A 25,358-nucleotide genomic window follows, 5' to 3' on the forward strand; every position below is an offset into this window, starting at 1 on the left:
CACAGTGTTTTCCAATTCTCACCAAATTTGCGGGTCAGCAAACGAGCGCAAATGAGAACAAGGAGACCTAACGGGAGGACACGTTTTGGCCATCAAGAATGCCGTCATTCCTTTGGACGATAAATATCTGCAGAAGGCAGCAAATGTTACCGGGGCAATCGACGATGCGTTGCACGAGGTGCAGGCCGCGCGGCGTGACCTCACTATTACTGGCTTCTGCGTGCGGCAGGCAGAAACGCTTCGCAGAATAGGTCGAGCCAGAGCCAGCCTTGCTTATCTGCTGCAATCCGGAGACGCTGGCAGGAGCTAGCTTGCCGAAACCAGGTTGGGGGCTACAAAGCACGGGTCTTCAAACGATCCCTTGTTCCTCCGGCATCGCCGCACTCCCTGTTGTGCAGGCGGGAGGCGCTCGGTCTCTCAGCCACAGACGCTTACGGGCACAGCCTCGGCCGGTGATGGCGGCTCAACGTGCCGAGGTTTCTCTTGTTCCTGGGCTATTCCGGTGGGCGATGTCCCGGGGATGTAAGCCACTCGTTTCAAGAATCCGCCAGATCAGCGCTTCTGGGGAGAGATGGTCATTTCTAGCAAATGTTGCAGAGAGGCTGGCATGGCTTCCCCTTCCGCCCAGCGCCGCTGCAGCTCACCGGCGATATCCATCGTTACGACGCGTGACCATCCCTCGGTGGTGTTGAAACAGACGATGCGCGCGGGGTCGCTATACCGGCCGTCCAGGAGGTCGCGGATCAGCGTTTTGTAATCATCCTCGTCGTCACACCAGCAGCGCCCCACCCAAATGCCGGAGGCGTCCAGCACAATGTAGGTGTCATGGTCTGCATCGTACGGCACTGACGGCTAGGCCCGTCGGTTCACGCTATTCAGCGCCACTCGTTCTCGGGCAGTTACTTGGGGCAGTCGAAGTTGCTCCAGCCCTTGCTCGATTACTCGCAGGTCCTTCTGGACCTGCTCCCGGGCCCGACGCGAATCGAAGCCGGATGCAGCCTGCAGATCTTTGAGCAGCCGGTGCCGAAGTTCACGCATATCGTCCAGCGCTCGCCGGTTCTTCAAACGCACATAAGCGGAAACGATCAATTCAATGGTCGTCGATGGCATGGGGTAGCTCCTCAAGTAAGCTTTTCTGACCCGGCATCGCTCTTTTTTGCTGAGCACTGAAAATCTCAGTTGGTTTCGAATGTGCAATGACGATGCCACAGGCTTGTGACGCTGCCGTGCCTCTGAAGAGGTACCTCTTCCTCGTCATAGCGACCAGGAATATGCGGCAACGGGCCGTGTTCGTTCTGATGCTTCGGTCCTGCCTGACACACCATGACCGAAGGCGGTCGAACTCCTACGACCCCAGCTTCCCCCGGCCGGGGTCGTTTGTCTTTCGAGTCTAATGCCCTTCGCGAGTGCCGCACAAAAATGGCCCCAACTCGAACTGGCGGGGCTGAGGCCAGATTGCTGGACTGGCGAGGCTATCGCCAATCCGTGCGCGAGTTGGCGGCCTCTGTCGCCAAGAGCCGGACATAAGTGCCGCTTTCGTGCAGGCCAGCGGGCCCGGCACGGCGAGGAATTGGGCTGAAGGCGCGTCCAACCCGGGGCAGCCACGACTGATGGTTGGTGTCTCAGGCGAACATTGGTCGGGTGCGGCGCGGTTCACGGCGCCACAGACGAACTTCGTCAAGGCGCATTGCAGGCGCAGGTTGGGGGCCTTTGGCGCTCCCTAGCGGAATCGAACCGCTCTCTCCACCGTGAAAGGGTGGCGTCCTAACCGATAGACGAAGGGAGCAAAACTTGCGCCGTGCCGGGGCCCAAACGAGTCGTGCCCGGAATGCCCTGCGGCGGGCGAACGTATAGTGGCCTTTCGCGGGTGGGGCAAGCCATTCGGGAACGTCTTTTCGGACCGGTGGAGAAACCCGCCCCCGGGAAAGTTCGGGGGCAATTTCAACGGTTTCTTAGGGTTCCCTGCGCTAGCGCTAGAGCAGGAGATTTCCAACCGATGGCCGCAGCCAAGAAGCGGGAAGCACGTAAACTGCTGTCCCAGCATGCCTGGATCACGCTCGAGGGCGGGTTCGCCGCGCGGCATTGCCTCGTGGCTGACATCTCCACCTCGGGCGCTCGCATCACGCTTGACGAGGACGCAGCTCAACTGCCAGGCGTCATCCGGCTAGCCTTCGCGCGCGATGCACGGACCGGCCGGAGCTGCCAGGTGGTCTGGCGGCGAGGCAAGTCCGCCGGGATCAAATTCATCTGACCTTCGGCCCCGTGGTCCGGATGGAAAGCGGACCGAGCCCGCGCTACAAGGCAGCATGCGCGCTCTCTCCATCATCGCCATCGGCTGTCTCGCAATCTCGTCGGCTTCCGCTGAGACGGCGCGCCTGCCCACCTCGGATCGATCTCCCCAGACCGGCAAGGTGGTGCCGCTGAAGAGCACGGGGAGCGCGAATGCCTGCGCCGCCTACGGCCCGGGCTTCGTCAAGGTCGAGAGCACCGGAAGCTGCGTGAAGATCGGCGGCACGATCGATATCGGCGTTGCCGCATCCAGCCGGCGTTAGCGCCGCGTGTCGGCGAACGTCTTATCGCTCGACATCATCGTTCCAATTCTGGTGTATTGCGCGCTGTTGTTGTGGGTCGGACGCGGCATGAGTTGGACCGCGCGCCTCGCGACCGCCGCCGTCACACTCGCGCTAATCGTCTGCGTGCTGCTGGTCGAGCGCGGCTGGCGCTAACCTTCACGACATCGGCGGTGCGACGTATCTATCGAAGCCCGGCCGGCTCGCGAACTCTGCGAACCAGCGATTCAGATTGGAAAGCGTCGGGCGGGTGATGCCCTCGACGCCGAGCCAGCGCCGCGCATAGGCAGCGAGCGCGATGTCGGCAATGGTGAAGTCATCACCCTCGACGAAGCGGCGTGTCGCGAGCTGCTGATCGAGGATGCGCCAGACCTCGGCCGCAGCGTCCGCATCCTTCTGGATCCGCGCCATGTCGCGCTCGGCCGGCGGCGTGCGCACGATGCCCCAGAACACCGGACGATCGGCCGGCTGGAGCGTCGAGAGCGTCCAGTCGAGCCAGCGGTCGACGCCCGCACGTCGTTTCGCGGCTTGCGGATAGATCGGCGTGTCCTGACGATAGGCGAGGCAGAGATAGCGCATGATGGAGTTGGATTCCCACAGCACATAGTCGCCGTCGACCAGCGTCGGGATGCGCGAATTGGGGTTCATTGCGAGGTACTCGGCATCGCGGGTGCGGCCGAACTGCATGCCGGCATCGATGCGCTCGAAAGCAAGATCAAGCTCGGTCAGGCACCACAGCACCTTCTGCACGTTGACCGAGTTGGCGCGGCCCCAGACCGTCAGTTGCGGCTTTTGCTCCGGCACGTTGCTCCTCCCATGCTTTGCGGCGGGTGATAGCGGAATATCGTGCGCCGCGCGAGCAGCGTTGGCGAAGCCGTCTCATGCAAAAAGCTCCGCCTCGGGGCGGAGCTTTCAGACACACCCGATGACGGTGACAGCCGTCAGTGGCCGAAGAACAGCCACAGCAGAATGATCACCGGGATCGGCACGCCAAGCAACCACAGCAATAGCCCTCGCGCCATTTGCGTCCTCCTCCAGATGTCCTCGTTGAGGAGTGAACGCCGACGGGCAGGGCTCGTTCCAGACGGAATTCGCGTGCTGCTTACCAGTGACCGGTGTTCGGCATCGACAGCCACGGCTCCTGCGGCGGCTTCGGATCGCCCTTCTGGAGCAGCTCGATGGAGTGCAGGTCGGGCGAGCGGACGAACGCCATGTTGCCGTCGCGCGGCGGGCGGTTGATGGTGACGCCGGCCTTCATCAGCCGATCGCATGTCGCGTAGATGTCGTCGACCTCGTAGGCGAGGTGACCAAAATAGCGGTCCTCGCCGTACTTCTCCTCGTCCCAATTGTAGGTGAGCTCGACCAGCGGCGCGCCGCGCGTCTGCGGCAGCTTCTTGAGCGCTTCGAGATCGTCCGCCGAGCACAGGAAGACGAGCGTGAAGCGCCCCTTGTCGTTCTCGATCCGCCGCACCTCCGTCAAGCCGAGCGCGTCCTGATAGAATTTCAGCGCGACGTCGAGATTGCGCACGCGCAACATGGTGTGGAGGTAACGCATGGTCTTTTTCTCCCTAGACGGTCTTTGACTGAGGTGGGCTGGTTCGGCCGTTCCATAGCAGCAAACGCGCGGCGAGGGCAGGGGGAGGAGCGTGCAACCGGCTGCATGGCAGGCTCGCGCTTCACGCCGCTGCTCGACGCTGTCGGCGCCAAGTTGTATCGTTGCGGCCGCCATGAAAAATGGGCTCTACTCCATCCACATCCACATGCTCGACGGCGTGAGGGGCCGCGACAGCGGCGTGCTGGTGCTGCGCGATGGGGTGTTGCTCGGCGGCGGGCCGTATTTCTGGTCACAAGGCACGTACACGGTCGGCAACGGCACCTGGAAGGGCGAGCTTGCCACCAACCAGCACACGCCGTTTGCCGATCCCTTTGTCCGGCCGCTGTTCGGCGGGCACGAGGTCACCAGCGGGTTCTCCGGGACGTTCACCGATAAGGAGGCGGAGGTGTTCGGCACCGTCCTGGTCGGCGGCAACCGCAGCCTGAGCTTCCGCGCGACGTTGAAGCGGCTCGCCGACATCTGATCGCGTGCCGGAAAACGCCGCGCGGCAAAGCCTAACGAAAGCTTGCGCAAGATCAGATAACCCTATTCGGTTAGGTTAAAAGCTGGATCGCGTTGCACTTGCGGCGCATTGCGATAGGTGTCGGCTCGCAGGCAAAGCCACACGAGAGAGCCAGACACAATGGCCATGACGCCACCTTCGATGCCGTCCTTCTACCAGGCCGACCGACAGACCTTTCGTCGTGTCGTGGTCGTCGGCATGCTGTTCTGCGCCGCCTTCGTGGTGATCAGCTTCTCGCTGCGTCCGCAGATGGAAGACGGCTCGCACGTGCTCGTGAAGGCCGACCGGCTGGTGCGGACGGCGGGGCAACCACCGCAGACGCACTGAGCGCGCTGCCGCTCGTTCGAATCCTATCGCCGCAAATGTGAATCGTCACCGGGGCCGCGGGCCCGTGAGGTGCTGCGCGCGGCGAGCGCCAGGAATCCGGCGTAGCCAACCAGGTTGAGCACGACTTCAAGCCACGCGGGCATCGCAGCCTCTTTGCGCGAACGAGGATGGCCAACGCGCTAAGGGCGGTTATGTTCCCGACTTGGCGACCGGAAAGTCGCTCAGGTCCCGGAGGATGGATCCAGCCGCCGCCCGAGGCTCGAGACCGAGGTTGCCGAAGGCGAGTCCTTCAGGAACTCGGCGATTGCGCGGGCAAGTTCGCCGTCGCTCATCGGCGTCGGTGGCGGGCGCAAGGCGCCAACCCCGAAGCTGCGGACGATCTCCTCATAGTGTTCATCTTGGCGTCTGGGGATGAGCCTGCGGATGCGGGCCAGCAATGCGGATATCGGCAAACGGACCTCCTCAAATGCCATCCCCATTGGCAAAGCGGCGCCTCTGCTGCCACCGCGCCATGAAACTGAAAACCCCGCCAACACCACGGAGGATGCTGACGGGGTCTTCGTGCTTTCGCCTCGACCCGGATGGCGGAGGCTCCCGCACTTGGAGGTCAAATGCGCCGGCGAGCCCGTTTGTTCCACGATGGCTCGACTTTTTTCGAATGGCCCGGGTTCCGCCGGCGTCGATCGTCCGCAACCATCGAACGACGCGGGCGTTGGTCCCTGCACGAGCGATGGAGGAGAAAGCGCATGAGAAAGAGTTTGGCAGTTTTGGCCACCGTTGCGACCGTCGGCGCGACCGCGATTGCGGCACCGGCAGAGGCGCGCGGTCGCGGCATCGGACCGGGGCTCGCGTTCGGGCTCGCGGCCGGCGCACTCACGGCGGGCGCGATCGCTGCGTCCCAGCCGTACTATTATGGCCCGGGCTACTATGACTATGGTCCGAGCTATTACGGACCGGGTCCTTATGCCTATTACGGCGGTCCGGTGTACTACCGGCACCATCACTGGCGCCACTGGTAAAACCAAAAGCCAAAACGAAAAAAGCCCGGAGCAGCGCTCCGGGCTTCTGCTTGTTCAATTCAAAACGGCCTTACGGCCAAAGCGACGGCCGCTCGACCTTGCGGGCGTTCTCCAGCGTCGAGACAAAATATTCTTCCCGCTCGCGTTTGAATTTTTCCTGAGTTGCGCGAAAAGCGGCGACGCGCGCGGCGATCTCTTCTCGGTCCCTTGCTTTGCGCTGTTCTTCTTCTGTCATGTCCATCCCCTTCTTACCAACCGAACTCAAGCGCTGCCGCCGCATCGCGTTGAGTCGGACTCGAACGGATGCATTGTTCGACCTCGAATGGGGCGTCAATGGGGACGAGGCATTGCCGGATTGTGGATAAGCGATGGGCGGAAAAACTTGCCGACCTCGCCGCGCTTCATGGTGGATAAGCGTGTCAACAACCTTGTCGCTTGCGCGCTCTCCCGCTAGCCCCAACCGGCAAATCAGGTGGCGGAGATCGATCCGGACTCTCTGAGCATCGGAGAGCTGACGGAGTTGCAGCGACGGGTCGAAGCACGACGTCGGCTCGCGCCGTGTGACACCCGCCGCGGCTGCCCGATCTGCAGGCTGCGGGGGCGTCATTTGCGATGAGAGAGATCATCGCGATCGGCCGGGCGTGCTATAGGAGGCACGTTCGCTAACGGGATGGCTGCCTATGATTGCATCAGATCTTCGCAGCGGCGTCGACAGACTCGGCGACCTGATCGCTGCGGCACGCACCATCGTGCCGTTCACCGGTGCGGGCATCTCGACCGAATGCGGCATCCCCGATTTCCGTTCACCGGGCGGATTGTGGACGCGCAACCGTCCGATCCCGTTCGACGAATTCGTCGCGAGCCAGGAGGCGCGAGATGAAGCCTGGCGCCGACGCTTCGCGATGGAGCCGACCTTTGCCGCGGCAAAGCCCGGACGCGGCCATCGCGCGCTGGCCTCGCTCTACCGCGCCGGCAAGGCTCCCGCCGTCATCACCCAGAACATCGACAATCTGCACCAGGCCTCGGGCTTCGCCGCCGACCACGTGATTGAGCTCCACGGCAACACCACTTACGCGCGCTGCATCGGCTGCGGTGAGACCTATCAGCTCGATTGGGTGAAGCAGCAGTTCGACGCAGACGGCGCCGCGCCCGACTGCACCTTGTGTGCCGAGCCGGTGAAGACGGCGACGATCTCGTTCGGGCAAGCAATGCCGGAAGATGCGATGCAGCGTGCGACCGAGCTTGCGCAGCAATGCGATCTCTTCATCGCGATCGGTTCCTCGCTCGTGGTGTGGCCGGCAGCGGGTTTTCCGGTGATGGCGAAGAATTGCGGCGCGCGTCTCGTGATCATCAACCGCGAGCCGACCGAGCAGGACGACATCGCCGACCTCGTGATCCACCACGACATCGGCGAGACCCTTGGGCCCTTCGTCGGCAACTGACGTCGAATTTGATTCGTGGCTATGCAAGGCTGTTCATAGGTTCCGTCGAATCTCTTTTTTGTCTATGCGCCGCAACCGGGAGTGTTATCTTTTGATTCGAGAGATTCGTGTGGCGTCATGGTGAGAAGTTCTCGTCCTGACGCGTGATTCGGCACCGTCGCTGAGGGCGGTCTGCCTTTGATGTGTGAGGTCCGGGGTTATGGGGTCGTCGGACGGATTCGAGTCCAAAAAGGTCGGGGTTCCCCCGGCAGGTGCGTCGTCTGGGCGGCTGGCACCAGGCGAGATCGCAGGTGCCGGTCGCGATGCAGCGCTCAATCCCTTCACCGGGCTCGGTGAAGCCAGCGCCAATCTCGTCGAAGTCACGGGCGTCATCAAATGGTTCGACGCTTCGAAGGGCTACGGCTTCATCGTTCCCGACAATGGCTGGCCCGACGTGCTACTTCACGTAACCGTGCTCAGGCGCGACGGTTTCCAGACCGCCTATGAGGGCGCCCGCGTCATCGTCGAGTGCATCCAGCGCAGCAAGGGCTACCAGGCATTCCGCGTCGTCTCGATGGACGAATCGACCGCGATCCACCCGGCCCAGATGCTGCCGCCGCGCACCCATGTCACGGTGACTCCGACCAGCGGGCTCGAGCGGGCGCAGGTCAAGTGGTTCAACCGCCTCCGCGGCTTCGGCTTCCTGACCTGCGGCGAGGGGACGCCCGACATCTTCGTGCACATGGAGACGCTGCGCCGCTTCGGCATGACCGAGTTGCGGCCGGGCCAGTATGTGCTGGTCCGCTTTGGGCCCGGCTCCAAGGGCATGATGGCCGCCGAGATCCATCCCGAAACCGGATCGCCGGGGCTCCAGTCGCACTAGCTTCCAGATCCGTCCCGCCGGCTGTTCCCGAATTCGTGAGCAGCCGGGGCGGGTGGGGCCGTCTGGCATTTGCCATGATCGCCGGGTTAGGATGCGCGCCCCATCCCACGCCGCTGGCATGAGTGCCGTTCCATGAATTTTGATCGCAAGGCAGCCTGGTCCCTGGTCCGGGGCTTTTTGGCCGTAGTCCTCGTTTTTGCCGCCTGCGCCGGTCCCATGCGGGCCGCGAGTTTCCAGCCGCTCGAGATTGCGACCAAGAGCGGCGTTCAGGTGTTTTCCGTCGAGATAGCCACGACCGAGGAGGAAAAGACGACCGGCCTGATGTACCGGAAGGAGCTCGCGGACGGGAAGGGCATGCTGTTCGACTTCTCACCCGAGCAGGAAGTGACGATGTGGATGAAGAACACCTACATCTCGCTCGACATGATCTTCATCAGTGCGGATGGCCGTATCCTGCGGATCGCCGAGAATACCGAGCCGATGTCGACCAAGATCATCCCCTCGCGCGGCCTTGCCAGGGCCGTTTTGGAGGTGCCGGCCGGCACGGCACAGAAATACGGCATCCGCCCCGGCGACCGCGTCGCGCACCCGCTGTTTGGTGCCAAATAAAGCCAAAATCGGCACCGTACAGCCGCCTTGCTGGCGGCCCTTGAAGCGTGTATCGACGGGGCCTGCTGGACATTCGGGGTATAGCGCAGCCTGGTAGCGCGGCAGTTTTGGGTACTGCAGGTCGTTGGTTCGAATCCAGCTGCCCCGACCAGCTCCGCCTCGGCCCTTGAGGCCGTGACGCTGACATTTTCCAAACGGTCCTGACGCCTGCTTTGGGCGGAAGCGGCGTTGAAGGAAAGGGCGGATCGCTCATCTCGCGTTGCGCCCGGCAACACCTAAGGTGAGGCTCCCATGTCGATCGCGGCGATCGGTTCGACCTCCAGCGCAGCAGCAACGTCTCGGTCCGCGGCAAGCTCCTCTTCCTCGGCGACATCGTCCACATCGGCGACGACGTCATCGCCTTCGGCGACTGCGTCGTCCTCTCAATCGGCCGGCGGAAGTGGCGGTGCGGGCGGCGGTGGCGGCAGCTCGGCCAAGACCATTGTCAGCGAGGTCTCCACGACCGTGAACGGGATCACCACCACGGTCATCACCTACTCCGACGGCACGACCGAAGTCGAAACCTCGGTCAGCGCGCAAGGCGGCCAGAACCAGGGCGGTCAGGCCAGCCAGGCTGGTCAGACCTACACGGCCCAAGGCACGCTCGGCACGACCACCGGCAGTACGTGAGGCAGAGGGGCAGGACCGGGATTGGCGGTCGGTCGCCACGCACCGGCGTCTTGCAAAAGCGCCCGTTCAAACCTTGAGTCGCTGTTCGCAGTGCGTCGCGACTTCTGCGCGATTTTTCAGACAGATGGCGTATTTGCCACATGCGAAATTGCCGCCGCTTTATCGAACCTTTGGGGCTCGCAATAGACATACGGGTATTGGGGATTTCAGCGCCCAATATCTAAACGGACGCCGCCAAGCGATGATATTCCGCTTGAGCGGCGTCGCGCTTTTGACAGCCGACAAATTGACCGGGCGGACTGTCTCAGCTCGACGCGCACCAGCCCAGCGGGAACGGGATGAACGGCCAGACCGTCTCGTTGTCGTTTGCTGCATCGGGGAGCTCTTCGCGGGCTTGTCCGACGGTCGGTGCCGACCGCGGAGACGCGATCGTCAGATGCAAACAAGCACATTTCAGATTCACGTTGAGCAAATTCACGTTGGGCAAATTCGTGCTGAGAAAACTCATGTCGATCGACCCGGATTGCAGGTGTCTCAAAAATTCAAATTCAGTTCGAAATCGTCACGCGCATCAAAACGGCGCGGTCACCTCAAATCTCGCTCGTATTCTAGAAAAGAACGGGCACTGTTTCAACCGCCACGGCCTACACATCCACGACAGTTAAGGTTGACCGGTTAGGTTAAGCGCACGCTCGTGTTGCGGCCATTTTGTCCACTGTTATCAAATCGATCCGGCTCGCCGCTGTGCCTATGTACGTAGCACACACACCGTCACCGGCATCGCGGCGCTTTCGTTTCTCGCGGGTTTTTCGTGATGGTTTTCGATCGCAGCTCCCAAATTCCCGATTTACGATCCGGTTGGACCGAGATCTGGCACTTGTGGACCATCATCGTGCCGAGGCGCTCAATCAACGGGCAGTTGGTCTACGGCAAGGTCTGGCGCCGCCACGACGGCCGTCAGTGGATCTACAAGAAGTTCACCGAATACAGCGAGGACGAAGCGGCCTGAAGCGGCCGCTTGCCTCGGTCAGCCCGCCTTCGCAGCGGTGGCTGCCGGCTTCGCCGCGGCGGGCGGCTTCAACGGCTTATCCTGTCGCTTAGACCAGGAGATGTAGTAGGCGACCGTCGTCATGATCGCGATTCCGGCGATGCTGACGAAGAGTTGCGCGAACAGCGAACCCGAGCTCATCGACAGTTCGAAATGGCCGACGAAGGACAGGAACACGCCGACGCAGAACACGGCGAGCGACTGCTGTCCGCAGACGATTACGGGATCGAAAATCTTCCACTCCAGGCCCGGCCAGTCCTTCGGCACGAAGCGGATCACGAGGATCACGATCACGACGAAATGGATGAAGCGATAGGGCGCAAGGTTGGTCTTGTCGTTGGGGTTGAACGCCGAGAAGAGCCACTCCGGAAACATCGCGCCGAGGTTCGGGAAGCGACCGGCCATGGTCATAATCAGCGCGAACAGCAGATAGGCGAGGCACAGATAGAGCGTGATCTGTGAGTTGATCAGCGTCATCGAGCGCCGCGCGCCGCCCATCGCGCACCAGGCGCCGAACACGAACAGCACCTGCCAGCAATACGGGTTGAAGTACCACTGCCCCGCCGGATAGGCGGTCAAATTCCAGCCGAAGTGACGCGCGACCAGCCACAGAACGATGGACAGCGCCATCGTCAGATCGGGCTTGCGCAGCATGAACCAGAGTATCGGCGGAAACAGTCCCATCAGTACGATGTAGAGCGGCAGAACGTCGAGATTGAGCGGTTTGAAACGCAGGAACAGTCCCTGCCGCAACGTCTCGGTCGCGTTGTCGACGAGCCCTGCGACGTTGAACTCGTTGATCATGTCGGAATCGCCGAAGCGTAGCGCCAGATAGCTGATCGAAGCGATGTAGATCACGAACAGGATGATGTGGGCGACATACAGCTGCCAGACCCGCTTGGTCAGCCGGGTGGCGCCGACGATGAAGCCGCGCTCCAGCATCATCCGCGCATAGACGAAGGAGGCGGTATAGCCGGAGATGAAGACGAAGAGATCGGCGGCGTCGCTGAAACCGTAATTCCGCGTCGTGATCCAGTTCACGACGTTGTCGGGGATGTGATCGAGGAAGATCGCCCAGTTCGCGACCCCGCGAAACAGGTCCAGCCTGAGATCACGGCCTTTTTCGGGAAGCGTTGCGTTGATGTTCAGGAAGACCATTCGAAGCGGACTTTCGAAGAGGAAACACAGAACACGAGGGGCGTGCGGCGAGCGCCAGCAGATCAGCCGTACCGCGGCGCCAGGCTCCCGGTCCGCGGTGTGCGGGGGGCGAGATTGTCACGGCGCAGCATAATGACTATACCCGTTGGCAACGCTACCTCCAGGATCGTGGAATCACCGTTCAAATTCCCGATACGGGTGTTCTCTATACTATCCCGGTGGTTTCCACCAATAGCTTCGGTGACGCAGAGAGTTAGACCGAATAGACGTCAAAGGGGTCCAGCCGTCCAATGACCGCACGCATTTTCAAGCCCGCCAAGAACGCGATGCAATCGGGCAAGGGGAAGACCCGGGAATGGCAGCTCGACTATGAGCCGGAGCAGCCGCGCGCGGTCGAGCCGCTGATGGGCTGGACCTCGTCAGCGGACATGAAGCAGCAGATCACGCTGCGCTTCGCGACCAAGGAGGAGGCGATCGCCTATTGCGAGCGCAAGGGCATCGCCTACGAGGTGATCGAGCCCAAGGAGTCGATCCGTCGCCCGGTCGCCTATGCCGACAATTTCTCCTTCCGCCGCGGCGAGCCTTGGACACATTGATCTGGACGCACTGATCGCCCTGAGCGCCGGCCGCACTGCTGCCAGCCTTCCCTAGAGCCCTTGGCAGGGATTTTCGCGCGTGCTTCGCTGTCGCGAAGCGTGACGAGTTCATGACGAGGTGGGTATGGCCGGGCGTTACCAGCTCGACGGCGTCGACCTGAGGATACTGTCGGAGCTCCAGGAAGACGGCCGTGTCCGCAACAATGAGCTGGCGCACCGTGTCGGCGTCTCCGCGCCGAACTGCCTGCGGCGGCTCAAATCCCTCGTCAGCCGCGGCGTGATCAAAGCGGTCCGCGCCATTCTGGACGAGCGGCTGCTCGGCTACGAGGTGGTCTCGTTCGTCGCCATTCAGCTCGGTAGCCAGGCCCAACCGATTCTGGAGACCTTCGAGACGTCCGTCGCGGCCATGCCGCGCATCCAGCAGTGCTGGCGGATCTCCGGCGATACCGACTACCTACTGAAATGCGTGGCTCCGAGCGTCGAGAGCATGCGGCAACAGCTCCTGCATTTTGCCGCGATGCCGAACGTGAAGAACGTCCGCAGCTTTCCGGTGCTGGGCGTTGCCAAGGACGTCCCGCTGCCGGTAGAGGATATCGCCGCTGCGACCGCGCCCGTCGTTTGATCAAATGTGAGCCCCAGCGCGCCCCATTTCCTTTGCAAGCCTAACGGTACCTGGTGCGAAACTCGCGCGGCGAGGCGCCGGTCCAATTGCGGAAGGCGCGCGAAAAACTCTTCTCGTTGCGAAAACCGGCGATCTCGGCGATCCGCTTGATCGGTGCGCGGCCGCGCATCAAGGCTTCCCTGGCGAGTTCGAGCTTTGCCTCTTCCTTCAACGCGCGCAGCGAGGTTGCCTCGTCGTGCAGGCGACGATGCATGGTGCGGGTCGACAGCGCAAGCGCACTTGCGACGTCGTCGGCGGTCAGGATCCGACCGCGAGCGCTGCGCAGCACGCGCCTGATCCGCTCCACCATCAGGCGGTCGCGCCGGTAGGGCAGCACGGTGAGGCGCAGCGCACCCTTCAACATGCTGTCGAGATCGGACGGGCTGCGCTTCAGCGGCAGCGCCAGATAGCGCTTGTCGAAGGTGATGCTGGCGCGCTCCGCATCGAAGCTGACGTTCTTGCAGAAGATTGTTGGATAGACCGAGACGTGGTGCGGCTCGGCATGAGGGAATTCCGCGGCGCGGAGCGCGATCGCAGAATCGACGGCCCAGCATGAGAAGCCGAGCACGTAGCGCAGCAGCGTCACCAGGCAGAACTCGCGCAAGGGCCCCAGGTCGCGCTGCTCGCGAATAGAGATCACGGCCGTGTCGCGGTCGACCGCGAGCTCGAACAGCACGTCCTCGGTGAGGATGCGATGATGCCGGCACCAGCGCTTCAGCGCCACCTCGAGGTTGGGGGCGGTGATCGAGGCCCGGCACAGCATGCCATAGGTGCCCCAGGGCAACCGTCGCGAGAACCAGCCGAGCGCCTCGTCGTCGAGCTCGCGCATGGCATGGCCCGCCAGGACCTCGAACTGGGTCGCCGTGACCCGCCCATCCGCCGATTTCAGGAGGTCCGTGGGCACCTGGCTCCTGGCTAGCGCCTCGGCCGGATCGCGGCCATATCTGGCGTAGGCGGCAACCACCCCGCGCACGAAGGCGGCCGGTGTCACCGCGCGGCGGGGAGCTGCTGCGGAGGCTTGAAAAGGCATGCCGAATCCTCGCCAACTATGGCGGAAAATGCAACCTTTTCGACGGCCCGAATTCCCGTTCGGGGGTAGGTTTGCGGACAAGACAAGACCGGAGGAGCGGCCCATGAACATCCCGAGCATCGATTTCGACCTGGGCGAAGACATCACCATGCTGCGCGACACGGTGCGCGCCTTCGTGGAGGCTGAGGTCGCGCCGCGCGCCGCCGAGGTCGAGAAAGCGAACCTGTTTCCCGCCGACCTCTGGAAGCGCTTCGGCGATCTCGGCCTGCTCGGGATGACCGCGCCGGAGGAATACGGCGGCTCCAATATGGGCTATGTCGCCCACATCGTCGCCATGGAGGAGATTTCGCGCGGCTCGGCCGCCGTGGGCCTATCCTACGGCGCGCATTCCAATCTCTGCGTCAACCAGATCCGCCGCAACGGCAATGACGCGCAACGCCAGCGCTATCTGCCAAAGCTGATTTCCGGCGACTATGTCGGCGCGCTCGCGATGTCCGAGCCCGGTGCCGGCTCCGACGTCGTCTCCATGAAGCTGCGCGCCGACAAGCGCGGCGACCGCTATGTGCTCAACGGCTCGAAAATGTGGATTACCAATGGCGGCGACGCAGACGTGCTGGTGGTCTATGCCAAGACCGATCCGGAAGCCGGCCCGCGCGGCATCACCGCCTTCCTCATCGAGAAAGGCTTCAAGGGCTTTACGCACGGCCAGCATCTCGACAAGCTCGGCATGCGCGGCTCCAACACCTATCCCTTGTTCTTCGACGAATGCGAGGTGCCGGCGGAGAACGTGCTGGGCAGCGTGGGCGAGGGCGTCAAGGTGTTGATGTCCGGCCTCGACTATGAGCGCGCCGTGCTGTCCGGCGGTCCGCTCGGGATCATGGCGGCCTGCATGGACGCTGTCGTACCCTACATGCACGAGCGAAAGCAGTTCGGTCAGCCGATCGGCGACTTTCAGCTCATGCAGGGCAAGCTTGCCGACATGTATTCGACCTGGCAGGCCACGCGCGCCTATGTCTACGCCGTCGGCCGCGCCTGCGACCGCGGCGGTCACGCGCGCTCGCTGCGCAAGGACGCCGCCGCTGCGATCCTTTACTCCGCCGAGAAGGCGACGTGGATGGCGGGCGAGGCGATCCAGGCGCTCGGTGGCGTCGGCTACACCAGCGAATTTCCAACCGGTCGTCTTTGGCGCGATGCAAAGCTCTACGAGATCGGCGCCGGCACCTCGGAAGTGCGCCGCATGCTGATCGGCCGCGAGCTGATGGCGGAGACGGCCTGAACGCATTTGGAATCGCCGCGAAAATGGTCCACCCTGTTGCGGCATCTCACCACGTCAATAGAAACGCTGGATACATGCCGCTCCACTCCTCCATCGATCCTTCATCATCGGATTTCGCAGGCAATGCCGAGGCGATGCGCGCGCTCGTCGCTGACCTCAGGGAAAAGCTCGCCCAGGTCGCCGGCGGCGGCGGTGAGGCCTCGCGCAAGCGACACACCGCGCGCGGCAAGATGCTGGCGCGCGAGCGCGTCGATCTCCTGGTCGATCCCGGCACTGCATTTCTGGAATTGTCGCCGCTTGCCGCCTACGGCCTCTACGGCGGCGACGTGCATTCGGCCAGCGTCGTCACGGGGGTCGGGCGGATCTCGGGACGCGAGTGCGTCATCGTCGCCAATGATGCCACCATCAAGGGCGGCACCTACTACCCGATGACGGTGAAGAAGCACCTGCGCGCGCAGGACATCGCACGCCAGAACAATCTTCCTTGCGTTTACATGGTTGATTCCGGCGGCGCCTTCCTGCCGATGCAGGACGATATCTTCCCGGATGAGCGGCACTTCGGCCGCATCTTCTATAATCAGGCACAGATGTCCGCATCCAGCATCCCCCAGATCGCCATCGTGATGGGGTCGTGCACGGCCGGCGGCGCCTATGTGCCGGCTATGTCGGACGAGAGCATCATCGTGCGCAATCAAGGCACCATCTTCCTCGGCGGCCCGCCGCTGGTGAAGGCCGCGACCGGCGAGGTCGTGAGCGCCGAAGAGCTTGGCGGCGCCGACGTGCATTCGCGCCAGTCCGGCGTCACCGATCACTACGCCCAGGACGATGCGCATGCGATCGGCATCGCGCGGCGTATCGTGGGTACACTGAAGCCGGCGACGCGGCCGAACCTCAACATGCGTCCGCCACGGGATCCGCTGTTTGCGGCGGAAGAGATCTACGGCGTCGTGCCGGTCGACGGCCGCAAGCCCTTCGACGTCCGCGACATCATCGCGCGCATCGTCGACGGCTCGGAGTTCGACGAATTCAAGAAACTCTACGGCACAACGCTGGTCTGCGGTTTCGCCCACATCTGGGGCTATCCGGTCGGCATCATCGCCAACAACGGCATCCTGTTCAGCGAGAGCTCGCTGAAGGGCGCGCACTTCATCGAGCTGTGCTGCCAGCGCGGTATTCCCCTGGTGTTCTTGCAGAACATCACCGGCTTCATGGTCGGCAAGAAATACGAGGCCGGCGGCATCGCCCGCGACGGCGCGAAGCTCGTCACGGCGGTGGCGACCGCCTCGGTGCCGAAATTCACCGTCGTGATCGGCGGCTCGTATGGGGCCGGCAATTACGGCATGTGCGGGCGCGCCTACAGCCCGCGCTTCCTCTGGATGTGGCCGAACGCGCGCATCTCCGTGATGGGCGGCGAGCAGGCCTCGATGGTCCTGAGCCAGGTCAGGCGCGACAACATCGAGGCCAGGGGCGAGAGCTGGTCGAAGGAAGAGGAAGAGAAGTTCCGCAGCCCCATCCGCGCGCAATATGAGAGCCAGGGGCATCCATATTATGCGACGGCACGGCTGTGGGACGACGGCGTGATCGATCCGGCCGATACACGGCTCGTGCTCGGGCTTGGGCTGTCAGCGGCGTCGAACGCGCCGATCGAACCCACGAAATTCGGCCTGTTCAGGATGTGACGATGGACCGCTCAAACCTCTACCGGCGCTTTCGTACGCTCCTGATCGCCAATCGTGGCGAGATCGCCTGCCGCGTCATCCGAACCGCGCGCGCCATGGGCCTGCGCACCGTCGCCGTCTATTCCGAGGCCGACCGCGACGCGATGCACGTTGCGCTCGCCGACGAGGCGGTGCTGCTGGGGCCCGCGCGTGCACGGGACAGCTATCTCAATATCGAGCGGTTGATCGAGGCGGCGCGGAAAACAGGCGCCGAGGCCGTGCATCCCGGCTACGGCTTCCTGTCGGAGAATGCCGAGTTCGCGCGCGCCTGCCTGGACGCCGGATTGATCTTTGTCGGCCCGACCGCGGGGATGATGACGGCGATGGGCTCGAAATCGGGCTCAAAGGCACTGATGGAGAAGGCCGGCGTGCCGCTGGTGCCGGGCTATCACGGCGAGGCGCAGGACGAGGCGACGCTTGCGAAGGCGGCCGAGAAGATCGGTTTCCCCGTGCTGGTGAAGGCCTCCGCTGGCGGCGGTGGCCGCGGCATGCGCATCGTGCGCTCGGCTGCCGAACTCGGACCTGCGATCGTCAGCGCCAAGCGGGAAGCTAAAGCCGCGTTCGGCGACGACACCATGCTGATCGAGAAATATGTCGACAATCCCCGCCATATCGAGGTGCAGGTGATCGGCGACAGCCACGGCAATCTGTTGTCGCTGTTCGAGCGCGAATGCACGCTCCAGCGGCGGCACCAGAAGGTGATCGAGGAAGCGCCGTCGCCGACGCTCAATGCCGCGCAACGCGAGACCGTCTGCGCCGCCGCGCGCAAGGCGGCCGGCGCGGTGAGCTATGTCGGCGCCGGCACGATCGAGTTCGTCTCCGACGGCAAGGACGTGTTCTTCATCGAGATGAACACGCGTCTCCAGGTCGAGCATCCCGTGACCGAGCTGATCACCGGGATCGATCTCGTCGAGTGGCAGTTGCGCGTTGCGTTCGGCGAAGCGCTGCCGCTGAAACAGGATGAGATCCGCCTCAACGGGCACGCCATCGAGGCGCGCGTCTATGCGGAGAACCCGACCAAGAGCTTCATGCCTTCGGTCGGCAGGATCTCGACCTGGCGTTTGCCTGAGGAGGCCGGCGGCCTGCGCATCGACGCCGGCTATCGCCAGGGCGATACCGTCTCGCCCTACTATGACGCAATGCTCGCCAAGATGATCGCCTGGGCGCCGACGCGGGATGCGGCGATCGAGCGGTTGAACCGCGGGCTCGAGAATTCCGACGTCCGCGGCATCGTCACCAACATTCCGTTCCTCTCGGCGCTGATGACGCATCCGAAGGTGCGATCGAACGCGATCGATACCGGCTTGATCGAGCGGGAGCTGGCCGGGCTGACGGCGGCCGGCGCTGCGCCCGGCGAGCTCGAGCTGTGTGCCGCGGTTGCGGCGATCGTCAACGCGGAGCGTGGGACCGCTCAAGACGATGCGAATTCACCCTGGCGGACCTTTGGCTGGCAGCCGGTCGGGCGGCGTCAGCGCAGCTTTGCCTTCCGCGTCGGCCACGGGCCGGAGCACAAGATTTCGCTGAACTACGGCAGTGGTCCCTCGACGCTGGTCATCGGTGAGCGGGAGCTGGCTTTCGCGATGGCGCCGAAGGAGGGCGGATTCGATTTGACGCTCGACGGCGTCAAATCATCGGTCGCTGCCGTGATCGATGGTCACGAGCTCTATTTGCGCACCCGCAATGGCCGGTTCGATCTCCACTGGGTGGATCCGTTCGGCGGCGAGAGCGAGGAGCATGTCGGCGAGGACAAGATCGCCGCGCCCCTGCCGGGCACGGTCGTCGCGGTGCTCGCGGCGGAGGGGGCCAAGCTTGAAAAAGGCGCCGCAATCCTGACGCTCGAGGTGATGAAGATGGAGCAGACGCTGCGCGCGCCATTTGCGGGCGTTTTGAAGGCGATCAAGTGCAAGGTCGGCGACATCGTGCAGGAAGGCGTCGAGCTTGCTGAGGTCGAGCCGATCGGCGAGTGAGATCATGAGCGACGAGGTCCACATCATCGAAATGGGGCCGCGCGACGGCCTCCAGAACGAGAAGACGCCGATCAGCGTGGAGGCACGCATTGCCTTCGTCGAAGCGCTGGTCGCCGCCGGCCTTCACACCGTCGAGGTCGGCGCCTTCGTCTCGCCCAAGGCGATCCCGCAGATGGCCGGCTCCGACGCCGTGCTGCGCGGCGTGAGCCACGTGACGGAAGCCGAATTCCACGTGCTGGTGCCGAACGAGAAGGGATATGATGCCGCGCGCGCAGCGGGCGCGAAGGTCGTGTCAGTGTTCGCGGCGGCTTCGGAAGGATTCTCGCGGGCCAACATCAATTGCTCGATCGCGGAGTCCATCGAGCGGTTCAAGCCGGTCCTTGCGCGCGCCAAGGCCGACGGCGTGAGGGTGCGCGGCTATATCTCCTGCGTGCTGGGGTGCCCCTTCGACGGCGAGATCAAGCCGAAAGCCGTCGCCGAGCTCGCCAAGACGCTGTGGGATCTCGGCTGCTACGAGGTTTCGCTCGGCGACACCATTGGCGTCGGCACGCCGACCAAGGCGAAGGACATGCTGCGCGCGGTTACCGCGAACCTCCCGGCCGCTCATCTTGCGATGCATTTTCACGACACCTATGGCCAGGCGCTCGCCAATCTCTATGCGGGGATGGAAGAGGGCGTCCGCATCATCGATTCCGCCGCCGGCGGGCTCGGCGGCTGTCCCTATGCGCCGGGTGCGACTGGCAACGTTGCAACCGAGGACGTCGTCTACATGCTCGAAGGCATGGGAATCAGGACGGGCGTCGACATGGATAGGCTGCTGGCGGCAACCAACGAGATCAGCCGACTGTTGGGCCGACCGCCCGTGAGTCGTGTGGCATCCGCTTTGAACGCCAAGCGAAAGCGCGGCAGTTCCTAGCTCTCCGTCATTGCGAGGAGCGAAGCGACGAAGCAATCCAGTATCGTGCCGCGGAGGCAGTCTGGATTGCTTCGCTTCGCTCGCAATGACGGTGTTTGCGGGTTCACCGGCTCCCGTCCGGCCCCATCACCAGATCCGGCAGCCAGGTCGAGATCTCCGGCACGAAGCACAGCAGGAGCACGGCGCCCATCATCAACAGCACGAAGGGCAGCGTGCCCCAGATCACCTCGCTGAGGGGGATGTCTGGCGCGACGTTGCGGATGACGAAGATGTTGAGACCGACCGGCGGGTGGATCAGCCCCATCTCCATCACGATGGTCATGACGACGCCGAACCAGATGATGTCGAAATTGGCAGCACGCAGCGGCGGCAGGATGATTGGCGCGGTCATCAGGATGATCGAGACCGGCGGCAGGAAGAAGCCGAGCACGATCACCATGGCGAGGATCGCGAACAGCAGGCCCCAGCGCGGCAGGTGCATCGCGACGATGGACTCGGCGGCCGATTGCGAGATGTGCAGATAGCTCATCACGTAGGAATAGAGCAGCGACATGCCGATGATCATCATCAGCATGGTCGATTCCCGGATCGTCGACTTCATAATCGGTCCGAGATCGGTCGGCCGCCAGACGCCGTAGATCATCGCGATCAGCGCGAGCGCGAGCAGGCCGCCCAGTCCCGCAGTCTCCGACGGCGTGGCATAGCCGCCATAGAGCGCGATCATGACGCCTGTGAGCAGCAGCACGAACGGAATAACGCGCGGCAGCACGCTGAAACGTTCGGCGAGCGTGAACTCGTCGCGAGTCAGGATCGCAGCCTGAGGGCCCCCCTTGTTGTAGGCGGCTTCAGCCGCTGCATATTCCTGGCGGAAACGGATCACGGCATAGGTGCCGAACAGGCTGACCAGCAACAGCCCCGGGCCGATTCCGGCGAGGAAGAGGCGCCCGAGCGATTTTTCCGCGGCGACTGCGAACAGGATCATGGTGATCGAGGGCGGCAACAGAATGCCGAGCGTTCCGCCGGCGGCGATGATCCCTGCGGCAAAGCCGCCGGAATAGCCGCGCTTGCGCATCTCGGGAATGCCGGCCGAGCCGATCGCCGAGCAGGTCGCGGGCGAGGAGCCGGCCATTGCGGCGAACAGCGCGCAGGCGAAGACGTTGGCGACACCGAGGCCGCCGGGCACGCGATGCAGCCAGGCATGCAGGGCCGAGTAGAGATCCTGGCCGGCGCGCGACTTGCCGATCGCCGCGCCCTTCAGGATGAAGAGCGGGATCGACAGCAGCGTGATCGAGGCCATTTCCTCGTAGACGTTCTGCGTCACGGTATCGAGCGAGGCGGCGGGCATATAGATGCCCATGAACACGACCGCGACCGCGCCGAGCGCAAACGCGATCGGCATGCCGGAAAACATCGCAAACAGCGTCGCCAGCCCGTAGGTCAGGCCGATACCGAACACGCTCATCGGCGCTTGGCTCCGGTGAAGGGAAGGGCGAGCTGCACGATGATCTGCACGCAAAGCAGGCTCATGCCGAGCGCCATCAGGCTGTAGGGAATGGCGAGCGGCGGCGACCACATCGAATTCGAGACCTGGCCGTCGACATAGGCCTCATGCGTCAATGTCCAGGACTTCCAGGTGAAGAAGGCGCAGAACAGCAGCGTCACGGCGTCGACCAGCCAGAGCCGGATCCTGTTCGCGAGCGGCGACAACAGCCCGACAAAGGCCTCGATGCCGATATGGCCGCGATGCTGCTGCACATAGGCCGCCGTCATGAAGGTCGCGCCGACCAGCAGGAACACGGCCGCCTCGTCCTGCCAGTAATTGGCAGCCTTGAAGAGGGCGCGGCTGAGCACGCTGTAGCTCAGGATCGCGCAGGCCGCGACCAGCGCGACCGCTGCCAGCACGACGACCATGCTGTTGAGGACGGCGAGACCGCGATCGAGCACCGCCGCAAGCCCGTGGCGTACGGCGGCATCGACCGGTTCGTCACGATCCGGAAGCGGACCGTGCATCATGCCGAGACTTCGGTGGCAAGCTTCAGAAGGTTCGCGGCGGTCGCGGTCTTCGCGCCATAGTCCTTCCAGGCGGTATCGCGGGCGATCTCGCGCCACTTGCCGACGGTCGCCGCGTCGAGCTTGCTGACCTTGGCGCCGGCCTTCTCGTAGACCTTGGCGACCTCGATGTCGTCGTCCTGCGCGCCCTTGCGGCCGAAGGCTTCGAGCTCGGTGCCGACCGCAAGCAAAATGTCCTGATGGTTCTTCGGCAGCTTGTCGAAGATCGCCTTCGACATCATCAAGGGCTCGAGCATGAACCAGTAGGAGGCGCCGGCGCCCGAGGTCAGCGACTTCGCGACCTCCTCGAGGCGGAAGGAGATCAGGCTGGTTGAGGAAGTGATGCCGGCATCGCACGCGCCAGTCTGCATTGCCGCGTAGATTTCGTTCGAGGGCACCGAGAGCACCGAGGCGCCCGCGGTTTGCAGCACCATGTCCATCTCGCGCGAGCCGCCGCGCACCTTCATGCCCTTGGCATCTTCAGGCGCAACGATCGGCTTGGAGCGACTGGCGACACCGCCGGCCTGCCAGACCCAGGTGAGCAGGATGATGCCCTTGTCTGCGAGGAAGTCGGAGAGCGCCTTGCCAACCGGCGCCTTCTTCCAGCGCATGCCCTGGTCATAGGTCGTGACGAGACCCGGCATCAGGCCGATGTTGGTCTCCGGCAGTTCGCCGCCGGCATAGGGCATCGGATAGAGCGAGATGTCGAGCGCACCCTTGCGCATCGCGGAGAACTGCGCGTTGGTCTTGATAAGCGAGGAGTTCGGATAGATCTCGGCGGCGATATCGCCTTTGCTGCGCTTTGCGACCTCGGCGGCGAACATGCGGCAGAGACGATCGCGGAAGTCGCCCTTGTCGATCGTGCCGCCGGGGAATTGGTGCGAAATCTTCAGCGTGGTTGCGGCATGTGCGGTCCCGGTGCCGAAACGGAGAATGGCGGGCGCGGCAACAGCCGTGGCGAGAAGGTGACGACGCGTGAACATGGAATGATCCCTTTGAACGGTTCTTGATGATTGGGTCTTGAGGCCGACGTTTAGGCCTATTCTAGCCGGTCTTTCGCCCGATATTCTCTAATCTGATAGTTCGAGAGCGAATGCGGCGGCAAGTCGCGGTGGCGCGGATGTTGCGCTGCACACTCGCTCTCAGGTTCCGCGCACTAGCATGGTTCACGCGGGCGAAATTGTGTCGGGCTGGAAACGGAAACGGGGCGAGGGCCCGGAAAAAATTCGATCGCCCGTGTAACAACGGGGTCGGCCGTCCCGTCGAGCAGGAATAGCGGCATCCGTCGCTGGCAACCACCACCCTCGAAGGGAAGATGAACCATGACCATTCGCACCCGCATCGCGCTCGGCGTCTCCGCTGCCGCTCTCTCGCTCAGCCTTGCGCTCGCACCCGCAGCCTTCGCTCAGGACAAGATGGGTAAGGACGACGGCATGATGAAGAAGGACACGATGTCCAAGGACGGCATGAAGAAGGATGCCATGTCGAAGGACGACGGCATGAAGAAGGATACGATGTCCAAGGATGGCATGAAGAAAGACGACGGCATGATGAAGAAGAACTGATCGCACCGTCATCGTCAGTCCGGGGCGCGCGACGGCGCGAGCCCCGGACTGCGCAACGACACATTGCGGACTCGATGCGGTTGGGCTCGCGCTTGGCGCGGTCCCATCGCATGGCTCCGGTGTGACAGTTACTTCCGCTTGCCCTTGGCCTTGCGTGCGGCATAGCGCGCGTCGCGCTTCGCCTTCTGCTCGGCTTCGAGCTCGGCCAGCCTTGTGGCGGCCTCCTCGGCCTCGCGAGCAATTCGCGCGGCTTCCGTAGCCGCGGCCTCTTCCTCACGCCGCTTCTGCTCGGCCTTTTCTGCCTCCCGTGCCGACTTTATCTCGGCACGCTTGGCGGCAACCGCCTCGCGCTCGGCGCGTCGCGCCGCAACCGCGGGATCGTCAGGCCCGGGCTGGGATTTGAACTTGTTCAAAAGATTTTTGCGGGCGTCCTGTGCCGCCTTTTGCCGGTCTGCGAAGCCGGGTTCCCTGAATCCACTCATCGAACGAGCCTTGTCTTCCTCGCTTTCAATCCTACATCATCGCTTGTGGGTGCGGCGGCCGCGAACCAACGCGCGCCGCGCGACGAACAAGCGTGTACATCTATGCGCGTCGCGAAGCCACCCATAATCGCAGCCTATCAGGTCGCGAAAAATCGCTGGAATCGCCGATCTTTCGTAGTCCGGAAAAACTGCCGAATTGTGATCCCTCTAACAAGGGAGCACGGGGGCGGCGCCTAGTGTCCGCACCGAGACGAACGGAGCTACGGCGATGACTATTTTCGGGCTGTCCCTGCGATCACTTGCGATCACGTTTGCGACAGTGGCACTCGCCGGCGTTGCCGTTTTCCTGGCCCAGCCCAAGCCGGTCGAAAGCGGCTTGCTTGGCGCCGAATGGCAGTGCAGCCGGACGGCGTTCGTGCTCACGACCTGCGCGCCGCGCGTGCAGCAGGCCGCCTCGGCATCGAACAAGGTGGCGCTTCGCGCACCCAAGCCCTGAGCAGGGTGTGACGCGGCGCCGCAGAGATGGTAAGGGGCAGCAATTCACGGCTTCACCTTGCCATGCCCGATACCCAGCCCAACTCGCAATCAAAGCCCCAACCAAGGCCGCCCGGCGATAATCGCCGCGGCGCCATCGCCGGACTGATCATAGCCGTCGTCATCCTCGGCGTCGGCCTTTGGCTGGCGCGCGATCTCACCGCCGCCAGCAAGATGCAGGATTGCCTGATGTCGGGGCGCACCAATTGCAACGTGATCGAGCCGGCGCGTTAACGCGGCAGACGAAAAATTGCCGTGATCTTAATCATTTGTAACGAGACATCGCTGATCAACGGGATCAGCTTTGGTCGCCGGCATCAACCGGAGCCCGGCATTGTTGGGCTTCCGAACCGCGGCGACGGCAGATGAAAAGATAGAAGTAAGGGGTAGGCACCAATGCGTGCATCCAGCCGGATGAAGATTATCATTCCCTTGGTTTCGGCCGTGTCGCTGTTCGCGCTTTCGGCGCAGGCGCAGGACTCGAGGGTTGCACAGCCGCCAGGGCAGGGCGCGGGCGCGCCGTCGCAGGGCAACGCTCCCCAAACCCGCAAGGGACCGCCACCGCAACAGGCGACGCGAGTTGCGCCGCCGCAGGGTGCGCACCAGGGGCCGGCGGGCGGACCGCCGCCAGGGCGCTATGTGGCCCGCGGGCCGGTGCCGCAGCGCGACTGGGGCGGACACGCCTATCGCGGCAACCTTGCCTGGGAAGGCGGACGCTGGCGGCATGAGAATCACAATGGCCG

At 63.5% G+C, this 25,358-nt stretch carries 33 protein-coding genes, 2 tRNA genes and 1 pseudogene; 22 read left to right on the plus strand and 14 right to left on the minus strand.

The window, feature by feature from the left end; translation table 11 throughout:
* Positions 1-85 precede the first annotated feature (85 nt).
* Positions 86-310, plus strand: a complete 225-nt coding sequence (locus QQL28_RS25400; RefSeq protein WP_284269721.1) for a hypothetical protein — start codon at positions 86-88, stop codon at positions 308-310.
* A gap of 242 nt (positions 311-552) precedes the next feature.
* On the opposite strand, the gene QQL28_RS25405 is transcribed toward QQL28_RS25400, so the two are convergent.
* The 3 genes from QQL28_RS25405 to QQL28_RS25415 form a co-directional block, all read right to left on the minus strand.
* Entirely contained in the window at positions 553-813 is a 261-nt protein-coding gene (locus QQL28_RS25405; RefSeq protein ID WP_284269723.1) for a hypothetical protein, read from the minus strand.
* A 39-nt stretch (positions 814-852) separates the two neighbouring features.
* A complete protein-coding gene (locus tag QQL28_RS25410; RefSeq protein ID WP_284269724.1) occupies positions 853-1,110 on the minus strand; it encodes a hypothetical protein in 258 nt (85 codons plus the stop codon).
* 601 nt (positions 1,111-1,711) lie between these two features.
* A tRNA-Glu gene (locus QQL28_RS25415) sits at positions 1,712-1,786 on the minus strand.
* 210 nt (positions 1,787-1,996) lie between these two features.
* Between QQL28_RS25415 and QQL28_RS25420 the strand changes: the two genes are divergently transcribed.
* Genes QQL28_RS25420 through QQL28_RS25430 form a run of 3 tightly spaced genes read left to right on the plus strand, consistent with a single transcriptional unit; the run spans position 1,997 to position 2,726 of the window.
* Complete coding sequence (locus QQL28_RS25420; protein WP_284269726.1) at positions 1,997-2,251, plus strand: PilZ domain-containing protein; 255 nt, start codon at positions 1,997-1,999, stop codon at positions 2,249-2,251.
* A gap of 55 nt (positions 2,252-2,306) precedes the next feature.
* Positions 2,307-2,552: a hypothetical protein gene (locus QQL28_RS25425; protein WP_284269727.1), complete on the plus strand. Its 246-nt coding sequence runs from the start codon at positions 2,307-2,309 to the stop codon at positions 2,550-2,552.
* Positions 2,553-2,558: 6 nt separating this feature from the next.
* Positions 2,559-2,726, plus strand: coding sequence for a hypothetical protein (locus QQL28_RS25430; protein ID WP_284269729.1), 168 nt, complete (start codon positions 2,559-2,561; stop codon positions 2,724-2,726).
* A 3-nt stretch (positions 2,727-2,729) separates the two neighbouring features.
* On the opposite strand, the gene QQL28_RS25435 is transcribed toward QQL28_RS25430, so the two are convergent.
* Positions 2,730-3,374 (minus strand): glutathione S-transferase family protein, encoded by a 645-nt coding sequence (locus QQL28_RS25435; protein WP_284269731.1) that lies wholly within the window; start codon positions 3,372-3,374, stop codon positions 2,730-2,732.
* Positions 3,375-3,672: 298 nt separating this feature from the next.
* On the minus strand, positions 3,673-4,125 hold the full coding sequence (locus tag QQL28_RS25440) for a VOC family protein (RefSeq protein WP_284269733.1): 453 nt from the start codon (positions 4,123-4,125) through the stop codon (positions 3,673-3,675).
* Positions 4,126-4,297: 172 nt separating this feature from the next.
* Between QQL28_RS25440 and QQL28_RS25445 the strand changes: the two genes are divergently transcribed.
* Positions 4,298-4,648, plus strand: a complete 351-nt coding sequence (locus tag QQL28_RS25445; protein ID WP_284269735.1) for a GrlR family regulatory protein — start codon at positions 4,298-4,300, stop codon at positions 4,646-4,648.
* A gap of 165 nt (positions 4,649-4,813) precedes the next feature.
* Positions 4,814-5,014 carry a hypothetical protein gene (locus QQL28_RS25450; protein ID WP_284269737.1) on the plus strand — a complete coding sequence of 67 codons (201 nt, stop codon included), beginning with the start codon at positions 4,814-4,816 and terminating at the stop codon, positions 5,012-5,014.
* A gap of 221 nt (positions 5,015-5,235) precedes the next feature.
* On the opposite strand, the gene QQL28_RS25455 is transcribed toward QQL28_RS25450, so the two are convergent.
* On the minus strand, positions 5,236-5,466 hold the full coding sequence (locus tag QQL28_RS25455) for a hypothetical protein (protein WP_284269740.1): 231 nt from the start codon (positions 5,464-5,466) through the stop codon (positions 5,236-5,238).
* Between the two features lie 294 nt (positions 5,467-5,760).
* Here QQL28_RS25455 and QQL28_RS25460 point away from each other — a divergent pair, with 294 nt between their 5' ends.
* Positions 5,761-6,033, plus strand: a complete 273-nt coding sequence (locus QQL28_RS25460) for a hypothetical protein (RefSeq protein WP_284269742.1) — start codon at positions 5,761-5,763, stop codon at positions 6,031-6,033.
* A 70-nt stretch (positions 6,034-6,103) separates the two neighbouring features.
* On the opposite strand, the gene QQL28_RS25465 is transcribed toward QQL28_RS25460, so the two are convergent.
* Positions 6,104-6,268, minus strand: a complete 165-nt coding sequence (locus QQL28_RS25465; RefSeq protein WP_284269743.1) for a hypothetical protein — start codon at positions 6,266-6,268, stop codon at positions 6,104-6,106.
* Between the two features lie 445 nt (positions 6,269-6,713).
* Here QQL28_RS25465 and QQL28_RS25470 point away from each other — a divergent pair, with 445 nt between their 5' ends.
* From QQL28_RS25470 to QQL28_RS25490, 5 genes are all read left to right on the plus strand, one after another.
* Complete coding sequence (locus QQL28_RS25470) at positions 6,714-7,475, plus strand: SIR2 family NAD-dependent protein deacylase (RefSeq protein ID WP_284269745.1); 762 nt, start codon at positions 6,714-6,716, stop codon at positions 7,473-7,475.
* 199 nt (positions 7,476-7,674) lie between these two features.
* Positions 7,675-8,337 (plus strand): cold-shock protein, encoded by a 663-nt coding sequence (locus QQL28_RS25475; RefSeq protein ID WP_284269747.1) that lies wholly within the window; start codon positions 7,675-7,677, stop codon positions 8,335-8,337.
* Between the two features lie 132 nt (positions 8,338-8,469).
* A complete protein-coding gene (locus tag QQL28_RS25480) occupies positions 8,470-8,946 on the plus strand; it encodes a DUF192 domain-containing protein (protein WP_284269749.1) in 477 nt (158 codons plus the stop codon).
* Between the two features lie 74 nt (positions 8,947-9,020).
* A tRNA-Pro gene (locus QQL28_RS25485) sits at positions 9,021-9,097 on the plus strand.
* Between the two features lie 140 nt (positions 9,098-9,237).
* Positions 9,238-9,615, plus strand: coding sequence for a hypothetical protein (locus tag QQL28_RS25490; RefSeq protein WP_284269751.1), 378 nt, complete (start codon positions 9,238-9,240; stop codon positions 9,613-9,615).
* Positions 9,616-9,919: 304 nt separating this feature from the next.
* Here QQL28_RS25490 and QQL28_RS25495 read toward each other — a convergent pair whose 3' ends face one another.
* Positions 9,920-10,123 carry a hypothetical protein gene (locus QQL28_RS25495; RefSeq protein ID WP_284269753.1) on the minus strand — a complete coding sequence of 68 codons (204 nt, stop codon included), beginning with the start codon at positions 10,121-10,123 and terminating at the stop codon, positions 9,920-9,922.
* Positions 10,124-10,642: 519 nt separating this feature from the next.
* Complete coding sequence (locus QQL28_RS25500; RefSeq protein WP_284269755.1) at positions 10,643-11,821, minus strand: OpgC domain-containing protein; 1,179 nt, start codon at positions 11,819-11,821, stop codon at positions 10,643-10,645.
* A gap of 290 nt (positions 11,822-12,111) precedes the next feature.
* Between QQL28_RS25500 and QQL28_RS25505 the strand changes: the two genes are divergently transcribed.
* Entirely contained in the window at positions 12,112-12,417 is a 306-nt protein-coding gene (locus tag QQL28_RS25505) for an ETC complex I subunit (protein ID WP_284269756.1), read from the plus strand.
* Between the two features lie 124 nt (positions 12,418-12,541).
* Positions 12,542-13,039: an Lrp/AsnC family transcriptional regulator gene (locus tag QQL28_RS25510; protein ID WP_284269757.1), complete on the plus strand. Its 498-nt coding sequence runs from the start codon at positions 12,542-12,544 to the stop codon at positions 13,037-13,039.
* A gap of 40 nt (positions 13,040-13,079) precedes the next feature.
* On the opposite strand, the gene QQL28_RS25515 is transcribed toward QQL28_RS25510, so the two are convergent.
* On the minus strand, positions 13,080-14,108 hold the full coding sequence (locus QQL28_RS25515) for an AraC family transcriptional regulator (protein ID WP_284269758.1): 1,029 nt from the start codon (positions 14,106-14,108) through the stop codon (positions 13,080-13,082).
* A 103-nt stretch (positions 14,109-14,211) separates the two neighbouring features.
* Between QQL28_RS25515 and QQL28_RS25520 the strand changes: the two genes are divergently transcribed.
* The 4 genes from QQL28_RS25520 to QQL28_RS25535 all read left to right on the plus strand — a co-directional run bounded on the left by QQL28_RS25520 (position 14,212) and on the right by QQL28_RS25535 (position 19,985).
* Positions 14,212-15,384, plus strand: coding sequence for an isovaleryl-CoA dehydrogenase (locus QQL28_RS25520; protein ID WP_284269759.1), 1,173 nt, complete (start codon positions 14,212-14,214; stop codon positions 15,382-15,384).
* A 74-nt stretch (positions 15,385-15,458) separates the two neighbouring features.
* The gene (locus QQL28_RS25525; RefSeq protein WP_284269760.1) at positions 15,459-17,063 is read left to right on the plus strand and encodes a carboxyl transferase domain-containing protein; all 1,605 of its coding nucleotides are present in this window, start codon (positions 15,459-15,461) and stop codon (positions 17,061-17,063) included.
* A gap of 2 nt (positions 17,064-17,065) precedes the next feature.
* Positions 17,066-19,069, plus strand: a complete 2,004-nt coding sequence (locus QQL28_RS25530) for an acetyl-CoA carboxylase biotin carboxylase subunit (protein ID WP_284269761.1) — start codon at positions 17,066-17,068, stop codon at positions 19,067-19,069.
* Positions 19,070-19,073: 4 nt separating this feature from the next.
* Positions 19,074-19,985, plus strand: a complete 912-nt coding sequence (locus QQL28_RS25535) for a hydroxymethylglutaryl-CoA lyase (protein ID WP_284269762.1) — start codon at positions 19,074-19,076, stop codon at positions 19,983-19,985.
* A gap of 103 nt (positions 19,986-20,088) precedes the next feature.
* On the opposite strand, the gene QQL28_RS25540 is transcribed toward QQL28_RS25535, so the two are convergent.
* From QQL28_RS25540 to QQL28_RS25550, 3 genes are read right to left on the minus strand one after another with little or no spacing between them, the layout of a single operon-like run.
* Positions 20,089-21,447: a TRAP transporter large permease gene (locus tag QQL28_RS25540; protein WP_284269763.1), complete on the minus strand. Its 1,359-nt coding sequence runs from the start codon at positions 21,445-21,447 to the stop codon at positions 20,089-20,091.
* Complete coding sequence (locus QQL28_RS25545; RefSeq protein WP_284269764.1) at positions 21,444-21,998, minus strand: TRAP transporter small permease; 555 nt, start codon at positions 21,996-21,998, stop codon at positions 21,444-21,446. Before QQL28_RS25545 ends, QQL28_RS25540 begins: the two co-directional genes overlap by 4 nt.
* A complete protein-coding gene (locus QQL28_RS25550) occupies positions 21,995-23,017 on the minus strand; it encodes a TRAP transporter substrate-binding protein (RefSeq protein ID WP_284269765.1) in 1,023 nt (340 codons plus the stop codon). The genes QQL28_RS25545 and QQL28_RS25550 overlap by 4 nt, the downstream gene beginning before the upstream one ends.
* 339 nt (positions 23,018-23,356) lie before the next feature.
* Between QQL28_RS25550 and QQL28_RS25555 the strand changes: the two genes are divergently transcribed.
* Positions 23,357-23,599 carry a pentapeptide MXKDX repeat protein gene (locus tag QQL28_RS25555; RefSeq protein ID WP_284269767.1) on the plus strand — a complete coding sequence of 81 codons (243 nt, stop codon included), beginning with the start codon at positions 23,357-23,359 and terminating at the stop codon, positions 23,597-23,599.
* 128 nt (positions 23,600-23,727) lie between these two features.
* Here the strand turns inward: QQL28_RS25555 and QQL28_RS25560 are convergent, their stop codons facing one another.
* On the minus strand, positions 23,728-24,081 hold the full coding sequence (locus QQL28_RS25560) for a DUF6481 family protein (protein ID WP_284269769.1): 354 nt from the start codon (positions 24,079-24,081) through the stop codon (positions 23,728-23,730).
* Between the two features lie 268 nt (positions 24,082-24,349).
* Between QQL28_RS25560 and QQL28_RS25565 the strand changes: the two genes are divergently transcribed.
* From QQL28_RS25565 to QQL28_RS25575, 3 genes and pseudogenes are all read left to right on the plus strand, one after another.
* The gene (locus QQL28_RS25565; RefSeq protein WP_284269770.1) at positions 24,350-24,577 is read left to right on the plus strand and encodes a hypothetical protein; all 228 of its coding nucleotides are present in this window, start codon (positions 24,350-24,352) and stop codon (positions 24,575-24,577) included.
* A gap of 62 nt (positions 24,578-24,639) precedes the next feature.
* Positions 24,640-24,849, plus strand: coding sequence for a DUF2273 domain-containing protein (locus QQL28_RS25570; protein WP_254095249.1), 210 nt, complete (start codon positions 24,640-24,642; stop codon positions 24,847-24,849).
* Between the two features lie 162 nt (positions 24,850-25,011).
* Positions 25,012-25,358, plus strand: a pseudogene (locus tag QQL28_RS25575) (hypothetical protein); the annotation flags it as partial.

The sequence above is a fragment of the Bradyrhizobium iriomotense genome (assembly GCF_030160715.1).
Taxonomy (GTDB): Bacteria; Pseudomonadota; Alphaproteobacteria; order Rhizobiales; family Xanthobacteraceae; genus Bradyrhizobium; species Bradyrhizobium iriomotense.